A 13,989-nucleotide genomic window follows, 5' to 3' on the forward strand; every position below is an offset into this window, starting at 1 on the left:
CGAGCGCCTCCGTGTTTTCCCAGAACGAATGTGTCCCTTGCCACATTAATAAGAACCTGTTCTACTCGATTCCGTGACCCCTGGAAAGAGCGGAGTGGCCGAGCAGCCACTGAGAGCACCACTTAATCTGAAATTCGACTACACCCGATCGGTGGGGCCGACCATCGGAGCGTTCGTGACGGCTCTTCGTGACCGAAAGGTCATCGGCGCCCGCGGTTCCGACGGCCGCGTCCACGTGCCGCCACCGGAGTTCGACCCGGCCACGCACGAGCCGATGACCGACTTCGTCGACGTCTCCGACACCGGAACGGTCGTCAGCTGGTCATGGATGCCCGAGCCCATCGAGGGCCAGCCGCTGAGCCACCCGTTCGCCTGGGCGCTGGTGAAGCTCGACGGCGCGGACACCTCGATCCTGCACGCCGTGGACGCCGGCTCCCCCGAGGCGATGAGCACCGGCATGCGGGTGCGGGTGCGGTGGGCCGACGAGCGCACCGGCCGGATCCAGGACATCGCGTGCTTCGAGCCCGGTGAGAGCGATACCGATTCCACCGCAACCGTTTCCACCGGAGATCCGGTGACCGACATCGTCACCCCGATCGACCTGCACTACACGCACACCGCGTCGTTCGAGGAGACCTACTACCTGCGCGGGCTGATGGAGGGCAAGATCATCGGCGGCCGCACCGACGCGAACGGCAAGGTCTACGTGCCGCCGCGCGGAGCCAACCCCACCGACGGCATGCCCACCAAGGAGCAGGTCGAGGTGTCCGACAAGGGCACCATCACGACCTTCTGCATCGTCAACGTCCCGTTCCTCGGCCAGCAGATCAAGCCTCCCTACGTCGCGGCCTACGTGCTGCTCGACGGCGCGGACATCCCGTTCCTGCACCTGATCCTCGACGTCGACGCGGCCGAGGTCCGGATGGGCATGCGCGTGGAAGCCGTGTGGCGACCCAAGGAGGAGTGGGAGTACTCGCTCCGCAACGTCTCCCATTTCCGTCCGAGCGGTGAGCCCGACGCGGACTACGACAGCTACAAGCACCATCTCTAGGAGCCTCGAGAACATGACAGACATTGCAGTCGTCGGCTTCGCACAGGCCCCCCATGTGCGCGAGACCACCGGCACCACCAACGGTGTCGAGATGCTGGTCCCCTGTTTCCAGGAGCTGTACTCCGACCTCGGAATCACCAAGTCCGACATCGGTTTCTGGTGCTCCGGATCGTCCGACTACCTGGCCGGACGCTCCTTCTCGTTCATCTCCGCGATCGACTCGATCGGCGCCGTGCCGCCGATCAACGAGTCGCACGTCGAGATGGACGCCGCCTGGGCGCTGTACGAGGCCTGGGTCAAGCTCATGACCGGCGAGGTGGACACCGCGCTGGTGTACGGCTTCGGCAAGTCCTCGGCCGGCAACCTTCGTCAGATCCTGGCGATGCAGATGGATCCGTACCTCGTCTCACCGCTGTGGCCGGATTCGGTGTCGGTTGCGGGTCTGCAGGCCCGACTCGGCCTCGAGTCCGGAAAGTGGACCGCGGAGGAGATGGCGGCGATCGCCCAGCGCAGCCGCGCTGCCGCGAAGTCCAACCCCGACGCTCAGATCTCCGGTGACGTCGACATCGAGACGCTGCTGGCCTCCGAGTACGTCGCGGACCCCCTGCGGGCCCACGACTGCGCGCCGATCACCGACGGCGCGGCCGCGATCATTCTGGCCCGCGGCGACCGTGCCCGCGAACTGTGCGAGCGACCGGCGTGGATCACCGGCATCGAACACCGGATCGACTCGCCCAACATCGGCTCGCGCGATCTGACGACGTCGCCGTCGACGGCGTCGGCTGCTCGTGCCGCGACGGGCGGCGACGTGTCGAACATCGACGTCGCCGAGCTGCACGCACCGTTCACGCATCAGGAGATCATCCTGCGCGAGGCGATCGGCCTGACCGACACCACCACGATCAATCCGTCGGGTGGACCCCTCACCGGTAACCCGATGTTCTCCGGCGGACTCGAGCGGATCGGCTACGCGGCCCGCTCGATCATGAGCGGCGACGCGCAGCGCGTCCTCGCCCACGCCACCAGTGGCCCTGTGCTGCAGCAGAACCTGGTCGCCGTCATGGAAGGACGCAACTGATATGGCCAAGCAACTCGCCGCCGTCCTCGGCACCGGCCAGACGTACTACGTCGCCAAGCGTCACGACGTCACGATGGCCGGCCTGGTCCGCGAGGCGATCGACCGCGCGATGGCCGACGCCCAGGTGGGCTGGGACGACATCGACGCCATCGTCATCGGCAAGGCCCCCGACCTGTTCGAGGGCTCGATGATGCCGGAGCTCGCGATGTCGGATGCGTTGGGCGCGCAGGGCAAGCCCCTGTTGCGTGTGCACACCGCCGGCTCGGTCGGCGCGTCGACCGGCAACGTCGCGACCAGCCTGGTGCAGGCCGGTGTCCACAAGCGCGTTCTCGCCGTGTCGTGGGAGAAGCAGTCCGAGTCCAACGCGATGTGGGCGTTGTCCACCCCGGTGCCGTTCACGATGCCGGTCGGCGCGGGCGCGGGCGGCTTCTTCGCCCCGCACGTGCGCTCGTACATCCGCCGGTCGGGCGCCCCCGACCACATCGGCGCGATGGTTGCCGTCAAGGACCGCCGCAACGGCGCCCTCAACCCGTACGCACATCTCAAGCAGCCCGACATCACGGTCGAGTCGGTGCAGGCGTCCCAGATGCTCTGGGACCCCATCCGTTACGACGAGACGTGCCCGTCGTCGGACGGCGCCTGTGCAATCGTCATCGGCAACGAAGCCGCCGCGGAGGAGGTCGTCGCGGGTGGCCGCAAGGTGGCGTGGATCCACGCCACGTCGATGCGCACCGAGCCACTGTCGTACGCCGGCCGGAACGTCGCCAATCCGCAGGCCGGCCGGGACGCGTCGGCCGCGCTGTGGAAGGCCGCGGGCATCACCGACCCACTCACCGAGATCGACGAGGCGGAGATCTACGTGCCGTTCTCGTGGTTCGAGCCGATGTGGCTCGAGAACCTCGGGTTCGTGCCCGAGGGCGAGGGCTGGAAGTTCACCGAGGCCGGCGAGACCGCCCTCGGCGGACGCCTTCCGGTCAACGCCTCGGGCGGTGTGCTCTCGTCCAACCCGATCGGCGCGTCCGGCATGATCCGCTACGCCGAGTCCGCGATGCAGGTCATGGAACGCGCGGGCGACCACCAGGTCGACAGTGTCCGTAAGGCTTTCGGCCACGCCTACGGTGGCGGCTCGCAGTACTTCGCGATGTGGGTGGTCGGCGCCGACCGTCCGACCAACTAGAGAGGTTTCCCCATGAAGTTCACAGTCGGTATCGCGATGAGCCCGCTGGACCAGTTGACCGCCCTGGCACAGACCGCAGAGGAAGTTGGTTTCGCGAACATCGCGCTGCCCGACTCCCTGTTCTTCATGGAGACGGCCGCCGCGGACTACCCGTACACCCCCGACGGCTCGCGCATGTGGAATGCCGAGACACCGTGGGTGGACCCGTTGATCGCGGCGGCCGCGATGGGCGCTGTCACGAGCACCATCGGCTTCTACACCAACGTCCTCAAGCTCGGTTCCCGCAACCCCCTGCTGCTGGCGCGGCAGGTGGGTTCGGTAGCGAACCTCACCGGCAACCGCTTCGGGTTCGGCGTCGGAATCGGCTGGGCACCGGAGGAGTTCGAGTGGTGCGGCGCTCCCTACAAGAAACGCGGCGCTCGCGTCGACGAGATGATCGAGATCATCAAGCTCGTCCTCGACGGCGGCATGGTCGAGTACCACGGCGAGTTCTTCGACTTCGACCGCCTGCAGATGAGCCCGGCACCGAGCAAGCCGGTGCCGTTCTACGTCGGTGGCCACACCGAGGTCGCGCTCAAGCGCGCGGCCCGGATCGGCGACGGTTGGACGTCGGCGATGATGAAGTTCGACGACCTGGTCGCCACGATGGCCCGCCTCGACGAACTCCGTGCCGAATACGGCCGCGCAGAACTGCCTTTCGAGATCCAGGCGGTGTGCATCGATCGGTTCGGCAAGGACGGCTACGCCGAGATGGCCGAGGCCGGAATCACGGACAGCATCGTCGTCCCGTGGATCTTCGACGGCCTCGGATTCGACGCCCCGCTCGAGGCCAAGCAGGATTCGCTGCGCAAGTTCGCCGATCAGTACATCCACTAGGAGCACGGTATGACGACAACCGGAACCGAGCATCCTGCGCGCATCGCCGCGAAGGCGTCACAGTCCGCCGCGAGTGGAAAGCGCAAGGAGGAGTGGCTCGATCTGTTCGCCGAAGACGGCTGGGTCGAGGACCCGGTCGGCCCCTCGGGCTTCGATCCCGAGGGCAAGGGCCACCACGGCCGGGAGGCCATCTCGAAGTTCTACGACATGACGATCGCGAACACCGACTCGCTCGAGTTCATCGTGAACGACTCGCTGGTGTGCGGCGACGAGAACGTCAACATCGGCACGATCCGAACAGTCGTCGCCGGCAACCAGATCGATGCCGAAGGTGTTTTCGTCTACCGCGTCGACGCGGAAGGCAAACTGCAGTCGTTGCGGGCCTTCTGGGAGGTCGAGCGGGCGATGAAGACGCTCAAGAAACTCTGAGCTATACCGCACGACGAGAGTGGGGCGGTCACCGATTTCGGTTACCGCCCCACTCTCGTTGTCCCACTCCCCTGTTCACGGCACCGTCACGCCCCGAATTCGTCCCCACACAGAGCGGTGGCGCCGACGAGGGATGAGGGAACTCGCCGGCGCCACCGCGCCTGTGGTGTGCGTCGAAGCTAGTGCTTGACCGGGCAACCGCCGGTCTTGTAGTCCACCTGGTACTCCTTGATGCCGTTGAGCCAGCCGGAGCGCAGGCGGCGGGTGTCCCCGGCCTCGGTGATGTCCGGCAGGAAGTCCGCGATCGCGTTGAAGATCAGCTCGATCTCCATGCGGGCGAGGTTGGCACCCAGGCAGTAGTGCGCACCGGTGCCGCCGAACGACAGATGCGGGTTCGGATCGCGCGTGATGTCGAACTTGTGCGGATCGTCGAACACTTCCTCGTCGAAGTTGGCCGAGACGTAGCTCATCACCACGCGCTGGCCCTTCTTGATCGCGACGCCGCCGATCTCGGTGTCCTGCAGCGCCGTGCGCTGGAACGACGCGACCGGGGTGGCCCAGCGGATGACCTCGTCGGCCATCGTCTTCGGACGCTCCTTCTTGAACAGCTCCCACTGCTCGGGGTTGTCCATGAATGCCTTCATGCCGTGCGTCGTGGCGTTGCGAGTGGTCTCGTTGCCGGCGACCGCGAGCACGATGACGAAGAAGCCGAACTCCTCGGCGCTGAGCTCGTCGCCGTCGACGTCCGCCTCGATGAGCGTGGTCACGAGGTCGTTGGCCGGGTTCTTCTTGCGCTCCTCGGCCATCTGGTACGCGTAGCCGAGGATCTCCATCGACGCGGCAGCCGGATCGATGTCCGCGAACTCCGGGTCGTCGTACGAGGTCATCTGGTTGGACCACTCGAAGACCTTGCCGCGATCCTCCTGCGGCACACCGATCAGTTCGGCGATGGCCTGCAGCGGCAGCTCCGCGGCGACCTGGGTGACGAAGTCGCCGCTGCCTTCCTCGGCGGCAGCCTTCACGATGGCCTCGGCGCGCGACTTCAGCTCTGCCTTGAGCCCGTTGATCGCACGGGGCGTGAAGCCGCGGGCGACGAGCTTGCGCAGCTTGGTGTGCTCCGGCGCGTCCTTGTTGAGGAGCACGAAGCGCTGCAGCTCGATCTGCGCACGCTCCATGTCGTCGTTGAAGCGCGGGATCGCGGTGTTCTCCCAGGTGGAGAACACGTCGCTGCGCTGCGAGACATCACGGATGTCCTCGTGTCGGGTGACGAGCCAGTAGCCGCCGTCGTTGAAACCACCGACGCCGTCGGGCTGCTCGACCCAGTACACCGGCTGAGTCTTCCGAACCTCGGCGAGCTCTGCGACCGGGATCCGGTGTGCGTAGATGTCAGGGTCCGTAAAGTCGAACCCTGCGGGAATGTTGGGCTGCGCCACTGCTGTCTCCTGCCCTCGCGGTCAGGTCCGCGAAGTGATGTGGAACACGTTCTACATGCATTGAATCACAGAGCGTCGATCAGGGAAAGACTAGGCAAATATCAACCCACCGGGTCCTTGCCCGACGGGGAGAACTTGTTCTACTTTTCGAAGTAGAGAGTGAAAGGAGCCCGCCGTGGGCACACCAGTAATCGTCGAGGCAGTTCGCACCCCGATCGGAAAGCGCGGTGGCTGGCTGTCCGGTCTGCACGCGGCCGAGATCCTCGGAGCCGCCCAGAAGGGCATCGTAGACCGCGCGGGCATCGATCCGACGCTGGTCGAGCAGGTCATCGGCGGGTGTGTCACCCAGGCCGGCGCGCAGTCCAACAACGTCACCCGCACGGCCTGGCTCGCGGCCGGCCTCCCGTGGCAGGTCGGCGCGACCACCATCGACTGCCAGTGCGGTTCCGCACAGCAGGCCAACCACCTCATCGCCGGTCTCATCGCGACCGGTGCGATCGACGTCGGCATCGCGTGCGGTGTCGAGGCCATGAGCCAGGTGCCGCTGGGCGCCAACGTCGGTACCGCGGCGGGTCCGCGTCGTCCGGCGTCGTGGGACATCGACATGCCCGACCAGTTCAACGCCGCCGAGCGAATCGCCAAGCGCCGCGGCCTCACCCGCGAGGACCTCGAGGTGCTCGGCGTGCAGTCGCAGGCCCGCGCCAAGCAGGCGTGGGAGGAGGGTCGCTTCGATCGCGAGATCGTCCCCGTCACCGCCCCGGTGATCGGTGAGGACAAGCAGCCCACGTCGGAGATGAACGTCGTCAGCCGCGACCAGGGCCTGCGCGACACCACCGCCGAGTCCCTCGCCAAGCTCAAGCCCGTCCTCGAGGGCGGCACCCATACGGCCGGAACGTCGTCGCAGATCTCCGACGGCGCCGCCGCCGTCATGCTCATGGACGAGGACCGCGCCCGCGCGCTCGGCCTGAAGCCGCGCGCCCGCATCGTCAGCCAGGCGCTGGTCGGCGCCGAGCCCGAGTACCACCTCGACGGCCCGGTCCAGGCAACGTCCCGCGTCCTCGAGAAGGCCGGCATGAAGATCGGCGACCTGGACCTGTTCGAGGTCAACGAGGCATTCGCATCGGTGGCGCTGTCGTGGGCGCAGGTTCACGGTCCCGACATGGACAAGGTCAACGTCAACGGCGGCGCTCTCGCGCTCGGACATCCCGTGGGCAGCACCGGTTCCCGCCTGATCACCACCGCCCTGCACGAGCTCGAGCGTCGCGACGCGTCGACCGCGCTCATCACGATGTGTGCGGGTGGCGCGCTGGCCACCGGCACCATCATCGAGCGGATCTGATCGGAGCCTCTGACCGATGACCACGCAGCGCCCGTCGGGGCTCGATTCCAAGTACACGGTCGACATCATCAAGTGGATGTCGAAGACCAACGTCAAGCTGTATCGGGCCACCGGCGGGCGTCTGGGTGGCAAGTGGCGTGTGGGCAGCGCCTTCCCGTGGGGGATCCCGGTCTGCCTGCTCACCACCACCGGCCGCAAGAGCGGTCAGCCCCGGGTCAGCCCGCTGCTGTTCCTCGAGGACGGCGACCGGGTGATCCTGGTGGCCTCGCAGGGCGGGCTGCCCAAGAATCCGATGTGGTACCTCAACATTCGCGCCAACCCCGAGGTGACGATTCAGATCAAGTCGCGGATCCGGACGATGCGGGCACGGGTGGCCACCGACGAGGAGCGTGCCGAACTGTGGCCCCGCTTGGTGGACATGTACGCCGACTTCGACAACTACCAGTCGTGGACCGATCGGCAGATTCCCGTGGTGATCTGCGAATAACTTTCACCCCTCCCCTGCGCGAGGTCGAACGGGAATAATGGGGGCCGACGCCCGGCACATCGGCGCCGGGCACACCGGTTCTCGAGGAGGAATGTCGCGATATGACAGTGAAGAACCACGACCAGGTGATCGACCGACGCGAGATCGCCTCAGCCCTGCTGAAGGCGCTCGACCGTCGTCACGAGGTCTTGGACGCCATCGTCGAGAGCAACGATCGTGCGGCCGCAGTCGCGGCGGTCCGCGACCTGCTCGACACGTCCGACTTCTGCGCCGAGGCCGTGCTGGGTCTGCGATTCGACCGCCTCACGGTCAAGGAGCGCGACCGCATCCGCACCGAACTCGAGGATCTCGACGCGACGCTGCAATGGCTGCCCGAGCAGCGTCCGTACAGCACGGGGGCGGGAGTTCGACTGCGCCCGTTCAGTGATTCCGACGACGACGCGGCACTGTTCCGCAAGCGTTCCACCGAGCAGTTCGACGAGTCCGGAAAGCCATGGGACGACGAGCGCGTCGAGAGGGAGCGCCAGCACGGCCTGAAGCGCATCGACGACGAGTCCGCGGCGTGGTTCGTCGCGGAGTGTACGACCGGCGACGCCCCGAACGGCGTCGGCCTGATCTTCGGCGAACTCACCGGCAACGAGGTGGACGTCGCGATCTGGGTGGCCCCCGAGTCGCGCAAGCAGGGCTACGGCACCGCCGCGCTCAAGCAGGCACGCAGCGAACTGGCCGCGTACTTCCCGGGCACCGTGCTGATCGTCCGCACGCCGGCCTAAGGCGCTTCGCGCCCGTGCGCCTTTTCGGTAGCCGGAGCTACCGAAAAGGCGCACGGGTGGCGGAGCCGCCTACGCGCCGTAGACCGGGGTGGGAACCTCGGCCTTGGCCAGCAGGTCGGCGACGACCGGGCCCAGCTCCTTGGGATCCCAACGGTCACCCTTGTCCTGGGTGGGGCCGTGGCGCCAACCCTCGGCGACCGTGATCTTGCCGCCCTCGACCTCGAAGACGCGTCCGGTGACGTCCTTCGACTCCGCAGAGCCCAGCCACACGACCAGCGGCGAGATGTTCTCCGGCGCCATCGCGTCGAAGCCCTCCTCCGGAGCGGCCATCGCCTCGGCCATCGCGCCACCGGCACCGACGGTCATCCGGGTGCGGGCCGCGGGGGCGATGGCGTTGACGGAGACGCCGTAGTTCTTCAGCTCGGCGGCGGCCTGGATGGTCATCTCGGCGATGCCCGCCTTGGCCGCGGCGTAGTTGCCCTGGCCGATGGAACCCTGCAGGCCCGCGCCCGAGCTGGTGTTGATGATGCGGGCGTCCACCGGACGTCCGGCCTTGGACTCGGCACGCCAGTACGCGGCGGCGTGGCGCAGCGGGGCGAAGTGCCCCTTGAGGTGCACGCGGATGACCGCGTCCCACTCTTCCTCGCTCATGCCGACCAGCATGCGGTCACGCAGGAAGCCCGCGTTGTTGACCAGGACGTCGAGGCGGCCGAAATTGTCCAACGCGGTCTGGATCAGGTTCTGGGCACCCTCCCACGACGCGACGTCGTCACCGTTGGTGACGGCCTCGCCGCCGGCTGCCTTGATCTCCGCGACGACCTGCTCCGCGGGGGTCTCGCCGGTGTTGGAGCCGTCGCCGCCGACACCGATGTCGTTGACGACGACCTTGGCGCCCTCGGCCGCGAAGGCCAGCGCGTGGGCGCGACCGATTCCACGGCCGGCGCCGGTGATGATGACGACTCGGCCGTCAAGCAAACCGCTCACTTGTTCTCCTTAAGTAGTAGCCGCGGCCAGGAAGGCCGGGCGCTCGCCGCCGCCGTGGACGGTAAGGGTCGAACCGCTGACGTAGGCCGCCAACGGTGATGCCAGGAATGTCGCACAGTTGCCGATGTCCTCGGGACGGGCCATCCGACCCAGCGGGACGGTGGCGCCGACGGCCTCGATACCGGCCTCGTCGCCGTAGTGCAGGTGACTCAGCTCGGTCTGGACCAGTCCGACGACGATCGAGTTGACCCGCACCTTGGGCGCCCACTCCACGGACAGGCTCGCCGCGAGGGAGTCGATGCCGGCTTTGGCCGCGCCGTACGCCGCGGTGCCGGGCGACGGCCGACTGCCGCTGACGGAGGAGATCATGACGATCGATCCACCGTCCTCCTGCTTCTGCATGACCGCGTTGGCGATCTGCGAGATCAGCAGGGGCGCGAGCAGGTTCAGCTCGACGATCTTGGAATGGAACTTGGGGCCGGCGTCGGCCGCCATCGCGAAGGGCGCACCGCCGGCGTTGTTGACGACGGTATCGAGGCGGCCGTACTTCGCGACGATTCGGTCGATCATCGATTGCACCTGCTCGGCGTCGCGGACGTCGCACGCGATGAAGTCGACACCGCGGCCGTCGAACTCGATGGCCTCGTCGGCCGGACGACGGGCACACGTCACGACCGTGGCGCCCGCACGCAGGAAGGACCGGCTGATTCCGGCACCGATTCCGCGCACCCCGCCGGTCACCAGTACGACCTTGCCTTCGAGACCGAGATCCACCTTGTTCCTCCCTGAAGCGGCACGGGTCTTTCGTACCCGTCTGTGATAACTTACCAAGCAATCGCTTGGTTCGGTCAATAGACGTAAGGAACATGCCATGGGCATCACTTCGACCTCGGACGGTGCCGGGATCACCACGGTCACCGTCGACTACCCGCCGGTGAACGCCATCCCCTCGAAGGGCTGGTTCGAGTTGGCGGACGCCATCCTGGCGGCGGGCAAGGATCCGGAGACCCGTGTGGTGATCCTGCGTGCCGAGGGACGCGGCTTCAATGCCGGCGTCGACATCAAGGAAATGCAGGCCACCGAGGGCCACGGCGCCCTCATCGACGCCAACCGCGGCTGCGCGGCGGCGTTCTCCGCGGTCTACGACTGCGAGGTCCCCGTCGTGGTCGCCGTCAACGGCTTCTGCGTCGGCGGCGGCATCGGCCTGGTCGGCAACGCGGACGTCATCGTCGCGTCCGACGACGCCATCTTCGGCCTGCCCGAGGTGGACCGCGGCGCCCTCGGTGCGGCCACGCACCTGGCGCGCCTGGTGCCGCAGCACATGATGCGCACGCTGTACTACACGGCCAAGAACGTCGACGCCCAGACGCTCAAGCACTTCGGTTCCGTCTACGACGTGGTTCCGCGCGCCGAGCTCGACGCCTGCGCTCTGAAGATCGCCGGCGAGATCGCCGCCAAGGACACCCGCGTCATCCGCCGCGCCAAGGAAGCCATCAACCGCATCGACGTGATGGACGTCCACACCAGCTACCGGATCGAGCAGGGCTTCACGTTCGAGCTCAACCTCGCCGGCGTCGCCGACGAGCACCGCGACGAGTTCGTCGCCACCGGCAAGCCGAAGTCGAACACCACCGCACCCAAGGGAGACAGCAAGTAATGGCTGAGAAGCGCGACAAGCGCCGCTCACTGGATGAGGCAGTCGCCGGTATCCAGAGCGGGATGACCATCGGCATCGGCGGCTGGGGCTCGCGGCGCAAGCCGATGGCCCTCGTACGCGCACTGCTGCGCAGCGACGTCAAGGACCTGACCGTCGTCGGGTACCTCGGCCCGGACCTCGGCCTGCTGATCTCCGCCGGCAAGGTCAAGCGCGCCTACTACGGCTTCGTGTCCCTGGACTCGGCGCCGTTCTACGACCCGTGGTTCGCGCAGGCCCGTGTCGCCGGGACCATCGAGTCCCGCGAGATGGACGAGGGCATGGTGAAGGCCGGCCTGCAGGCTGCCGCCGCGCGCCTGCCGTTCATGCCGATCCGCGCCGGCCTCGGTTCGGACGCGCAGACCGTCTGGGGCGACGAGCTCAAGACCGTCGCGTCGCCGTACCCGGACGCCGACGGCCGCACCGAGACCCTCATCGCGATGCCCGCGCTGAAGCTCGACGCAGCCCTGGTCCACCTGGACCTCGCCGACGAGCGCGGTAACGCCGCCTACACCGGTGTCGACCCGTACTTCGACGACCTGTTCTGCCTCGCGGCCGAGCAGCGCATCCTCAGCGCCGACAAGATCGTCTCGACCGAGGAACTCGTCAAGTCCGTCCCGAATCAGGCTCTCATCCTGAACCGGTCGATGGTCGACACCGTCACCGAGGCTCCGAACGGCGCCCACTTCACCTTCGCCGGCAGCTACAAGCGCGACGAGAAGTTCCAGCGCCACTACGCCGAGTCCGCCAAGACCCCCGAGGCCTGGCAGGCCTTCGCCGACACCTACCTGTCCGGCAGCGAGGACGACTACCAGGCCGCCGTGCGCAAGTTCGCAGAGGAGCAGAAGTCATGACCGAGGTAACCCGCGCGGAGTACTGCGCCGTCGCTTGCGCCGAGCTGTTCGCCGACGCCGGCGAGATCTTCGCCTCCCCCATGGCGACGCTGCCGCTGATCGGCGCGCGCCTGGCCAAGCTCACCACCGAGCCCGACCTGATCATCACGGACGGTGAGGCCCTGATCCTGGCCGAGGCTCCGGCCATTGGCGCCAGCGCGCCGATCGAGGGCTACATCCCCTTCTCCAAGGTGTTCGACGTGGTCGCCTCCGGCCGTCGCCACGTGGTGATGGGCGCGAACCAGATCGACAAGTACGGCAACCAGAACCTCTCGGCGTTCGGTCCGCTGGACAAGCCGACCCGCCAGATGTTCGGCCTGCGCGGCGCTCCGGGCAACACCATCAACCACGCCACCAGCTACTGGGTCGGCAAGCATTCCTCGCGGGTGTTCGCCGAGAAGGTCGATGTGGTGTGCGGCGTCGGCTACGACAAGGTGGATCCGGAGAACCCGGCTTTCCGCTTCCTGAAGAACCACCGCGTGGTCACCAACCTGGGCGTCTTCGACTTCCAGGGCCCCGGTCAGACGATGCGCGCAGTCACCCTGCACCCCGGTGTCACGGCCGAGGACGTCAAGGCGAACACCTCCTTCGAGATCGCCGACCTGGACTCGGCGGGCGTCACCCGTGAGCCCACCGCCGAAGAGCTGCGCCTGATCCGCGAGGTCATCGACCCGAAGAGCCTGCGTGACCGTGAGGTCTCGGCGTGACCGCCGTCCTGAAGACGCCGTTCACCGAACTCGTCGGTGTCGAGCATCCGATCGTGCAGACGGGCATGGGCTGGGTCTCCGGCCCGCGCCTGACCGCGGCCACCGCCAACGCGGGCGGCCTCGGCATCCTCGCCTCGGCGACGATGACGTACGAAGAGCTCGAGGCTGCGATCAAGAAGACCAAGCAGCTCACGAGCAAGCCGTTCGGCGTCAACATGCGCGCCGACGCGTCGGACGCCTCCAAGCGCTGCGACCTGCTGATCCGTGAGGGCGTCAAGGTCGCCTCGTTCGCACTGGCCCCCAAGAAGGACCTGATCGCCAAGCTCAAGGACAACGGGATCGTCGTCATCCCGTCGATCGGTGCCGCCAAGCACGCCGTCAAGGTGGCCTCGTGGGGCGCCGACGCGGTGGTCGTGCAGGGCGGTGAGGGCGGCGGCCACACCGGTGGTGTCGCCACGACGCTGCTGCTGCCGTCCGTGCTCGACGCGGTCGACATCCCGGTCGTCGCCGGCGGCGGGTTCTTCGACGGTCGTGGCCTGGCCGCGGCGCTGTCGTACGGTGCCGCGGGCGTCGCGATGGGCACCCGCTTCCTGCTCACCCGCGACTCGGCGGTGCCGGACTCGGTCAAGCAGGAGTACCTCAAGCGCAGTCTGACCGACACCACGGTGTCCGTGAAGGTCGACGGCATGCCGCACCGAGTCCTCAACACCGAGCTGGTGAATGCGCTCGAGAAGTCGAGCTACGCAAAGGGACTCGTCGCCGCCACCAAGAACGCGATGAAGTTCAAGGCGATGACGGGCATGAAGTGGTCCACCCTCGCCAAGGACGGGCTCGCCATGAAGAAGTCCGGCGACCGCACGTGGCAGCAGATCATCATGGCCGCCAATACCCCGATGCTGCTCAAGGCCGGTCTGGTCGAGGGCAACACGGAGGCCGGCGTGCTCGCGTCCGGTCAGGTGGTCGGCATGATCGACGACCTGCCCAGCTGCCAGGAACTGATCGACCGCATCATGGCCGACGCCGTGAAGCGGATCGATGCACTTGGAGACCTCAAGGCCTGACCGGCTTC

The 13,989-nt window shown here is 67.3% G+C and carries 15 protein-coding genes; 12 read left to right on the plus strand and 3 right to left on the minus strand.

What is annotated here, in order from left to right; all coding sequences use genetic code 11:
* Positions 1-73: 73 nt before the first annotated feature.
* The 5 genes from PSS76_RS13680 to PSS76_RS13700 are packed head-to-tail and all read left to right on the plus strand — an operon-like array spanning position 74 to position 4,611.
* Positions 74-1,051: a Zn-ribbon domain-containing OB-fold protein gene (locus PSS76_RS13680; RefSeq protein ID WP_080668357.1), complete on the plus strand. Its 978-nt coding sequence runs from the start codon at positions 74-76 to the stop codon at positions 1,049-1,051.
* A 13-nt stretch (positions 1,052-1,064) separates the two neighbouring features.
* The gene (locus tag PSS76_RS13685) at positions 1,065-2,129 is read left to right on the plus strand and encodes a thiolase family protein (RefSeq protein WP_013414873.1); all 1,065 of its coding nucleotides are present in this window, start codon (positions 1,065-1,067) and stop codon (positions 2,127-2,129) included.
* A 1-nt stretch (position 2,130) separates the two neighbouring features.
* Positions 2,131-3,306 carry a thiolase family protein gene (locus PSS76_RS13690; RefSeq protein ID WP_005515543.1) on the plus strand — a complete coding sequence of 392 codons (1,176 nt, stop codon included), beginning with the start codon at positions 2,131-2,133 and terminating at the stop codon, positions 3,304-3,306.
* Between the two features lie 12 nt (positions 3,307-3,318).
* Positions 3,319-4,182: a TIGR03619 family F420-dependent LLM class oxidoreductase gene (locus tag PSS76_RS13695; protein ID WP_013414872.1), complete on the plus strand. Its 864-nt coding sequence runs from the start codon at positions 3,319-3,321 to the stop codon at positions 4,180-4,182.
* 9 nt (positions 4,183-4,191) lie between these two features.
* Entirely contained in the window at positions 4,192-4,611 is a 420-nt protein-coding gene (locus PSS76_RS13700) for a nuclear transport factor 2 family protein (RefSeq protein WP_013414871.1), read from the plus strand.
* Positions 4,612-4,790: 179 nt separating this feature from the next.
* Here the strand turns inward: PSS76_RS13700 and PSS76_RS13705 are convergent, their stop codons facing one another.
* Positions 4,791-6,044, minus strand: coding sequence for a cytochrome P450 (locus tag PSS76_RS13705; RefSeq protein ID WP_005515546.1), 1,254 nt, complete (start codon positions 6,042-6,044; stop codon positions 4,791-4,793).
* Positions 6,045-6,219: 175 nt separating this feature from the next.
* Between PSS76_RS13705 and PSS76_RS13710 the strand changes: the two genes are divergently transcribed.
* From PSS76_RS13710 to PSS76_RS13720, 3 genes are all read left to right on the plus strand, one after another.
* Positions 6,220-7,383 carry a steroid 3-ketoacyl-CoA thiolase gene (locus tag PSS76_RS13710; RefSeq protein ID WP_005515547.1) on the plus strand — a complete coding sequence of 388 codons (1,164 nt, stop codon included), beginning with the start codon at positions 6,220-6,222 and terminating at the stop codon, positions 7,381-7,383.
* A 16-nt stretch (positions 7,384-7,399) separates the two neighbouring features.
* The gene (locus PSS76_RS13715) at positions 7,400-7,870 is read left to right on the plus strand and encodes a nitroreductase family deazaflavin-dependent oxidoreductase (protein ID WP_013414870.1); all 471 of its coding nucleotides are present in this window, start codon (positions 7,400-7,402) and stop codon (positions 7,868-7,870) included.
* A gap of 101 nt (positions 7,871-7,971) precedes the next feature.
* The gene (locus PSS76_RS13720; protein ID WP_005515555.1) at positions 7,972-8,643 is read left to right on the plus strand and encodes a GNAT family N-acetyltransferase; all 672 of its coding nucleotides are present in this window, start codon (positions 7,972-7,974) and stop codon (positions 8,641-8,643) included.
* Between the two features lie 69 nt (positions 8,644-8,712).
* Here PSS76_RS13720 and PSS76_RS13725 read toward each other — a convergent pair whose 3' ends face one another.
* Together PSS76_RS13725 and PSS76_RS13730 are read right to left on the minus strand one after the other, a co-directional pair.
* Entirely contained in the window at positions 8,713-9,627 is a 915-nt protein-coding gene (locus tag PSS76_RS13725; protein WP_005515556.1) for an SDR family oxidoreductase, read from the minus strand.
* Positions 9,628-9,636: 9 nt separating this feature from the next.
* Complete coding sequence (locus tag PSS76_RS13730; protein ID WP_069856286.1) at positions 9,637-10,401, minus strand: SDR family oxidoreductase; 765 nt, start codon at positions 10,399-10,401, stop codon at positions 9,637-9,639.
* Positions 10,402-10,498: 97 nt separating this feature from the next.
* On the opposite strand from PSS76_RS13730, the gene echA20 reads away from it, so the two are divergent.
* Genes echA20 through PSS76_RS13750 form a run of 4 tightly spaced genes read left to right on the plus strand, consistent with a single transcriptional unit; the run spans position 10,499 to position 13,981 of the window.
* The gene (gene echA20 / locus PSS76_RS13735; protein WP_005515559.1) at positions 10,499-11,284 is read left to right on the plus strand and encodes a (7aS)-7a-methyl-1,5-dioxo-2,3,5,6,7,7a-hexahydro-1H-indene-carboxyl-CoA hydrolase; all 786 of its coding nucleotides are present in this window, start codon (positions 10,499-10,501) and stop codon (positions 11,282-11,284) included.
* Positions 11,284-12,174, plus strand: a complete 891-nt coding sequence (locus PSS76_RS13740; RefSeq protein WP_005515561.1) for a CoA transferase subunit A — start codon at positions 11,284-11,286, stop codon at positions 12,172-12,174. The genes echA20 and PSS76_RS13740 overlap by 1 nt, the downstream gene beginning before the upstream one ends.
* Positions 12,171-12,920, plus strand: a complete 750-nt coding sequence (locus PSS76_RS13745) for a CoA-transferase subunit beta (RefSeq protein ID WP_005515563.1) — start codon at positions 12,171-12,173, stop codon at positions 12,918-12,920. Before PSS76_RS13740 ends, PSS76_RS13745 begins: the two co-directional genes overlap by 4 nt.
* Positions 12,917-13,981, plus strand: a complete 1,065-nt coding sequence (locus PSS76_RS13750; protein ID WP_005515564.1) for an NAD(P)H-dependent flavin oxidoreductase — start codon at positions 12,917-12,919, stop codon at positions 13,979-13,981. The genes PSS76_RS13745 and PSS76_RS13750 overlap by 4 nt, the downstream gene beginning before the upstream one ends.
* The last annotated feature ends 8 nt before the right edge of the window (positions 13,982-13,989 follow it).

The organism is Prescottella sp. D32 (genome assembly GCF_037287305.1).
Classification (GTDB): Bacteria; Actinomycetota; Actinomycetes; order Mycobacteriales; family Mycobacteriaceae; genus Prescottella; species Prescottella equi.

Coding starts and splice junctions, on each gene's coding strand:
- PSS76_RS13685 (WP_013414873.1), top strand. CDS start 1,065: ATGACAGACATTGCAGTCGTCGGCTTCGCACAGGCCCCCCATGTGCGC.
- PSS76_RS13715 (WP_013414870.1), top strand. CDS start 7,400: ATGACCACGCAGCGCCCGTCGGGGCTCGATTCCAAGTACACGGTCGAC.
- PSS76_RS13740 (WP_005515561.1), top strand. CDS start 11,284: ATGGCTGAGAAGCGCGACAAGCGCCGCTCACTGGATGAGGCAGTCGCC.
- PSS76_RS13690 (WP_005515543.1), top strand. CDS start 2,131: ATGGCCAAGCAACTCGCCGCCGTCCTCGGCACCGGCCAGACGTACTAC.
- PSS76_RS13720 (WP_005515555.1), top strand. CDS start 7,972: ATGACAGTGAAGAACCACGACCAGGTGATCGACCGACGCGAGATCGCC.
- PSS76_RS13695 (WP_013414872.1), top strand. CDS start 3,319: ATGAAGTTCACAGTCGGTATCGCGATGAGCCCGCTGGACCAGTTGACC.
- PSS76_RS13700 (WP_013414871.1), top strand. CDS start 4,192: ATGACGACAACCGGAACCGAGCATCCTGCGCGCATCGCCGCGAAGGCG.
- echA20 (WP_005515559.1), top strand. CDS start 10,499: ATGGGCATCACTTCGACCTCGGACGGTGCCGGGATCACCACGGTCACC.
- PSS76_RS13745 (WP_005515563.1), top strand. CDS start 12,171: ATGACCGAGGTAACCCGCGCGGAGTACTGCGCCGTCGCTTGCGCCGAG.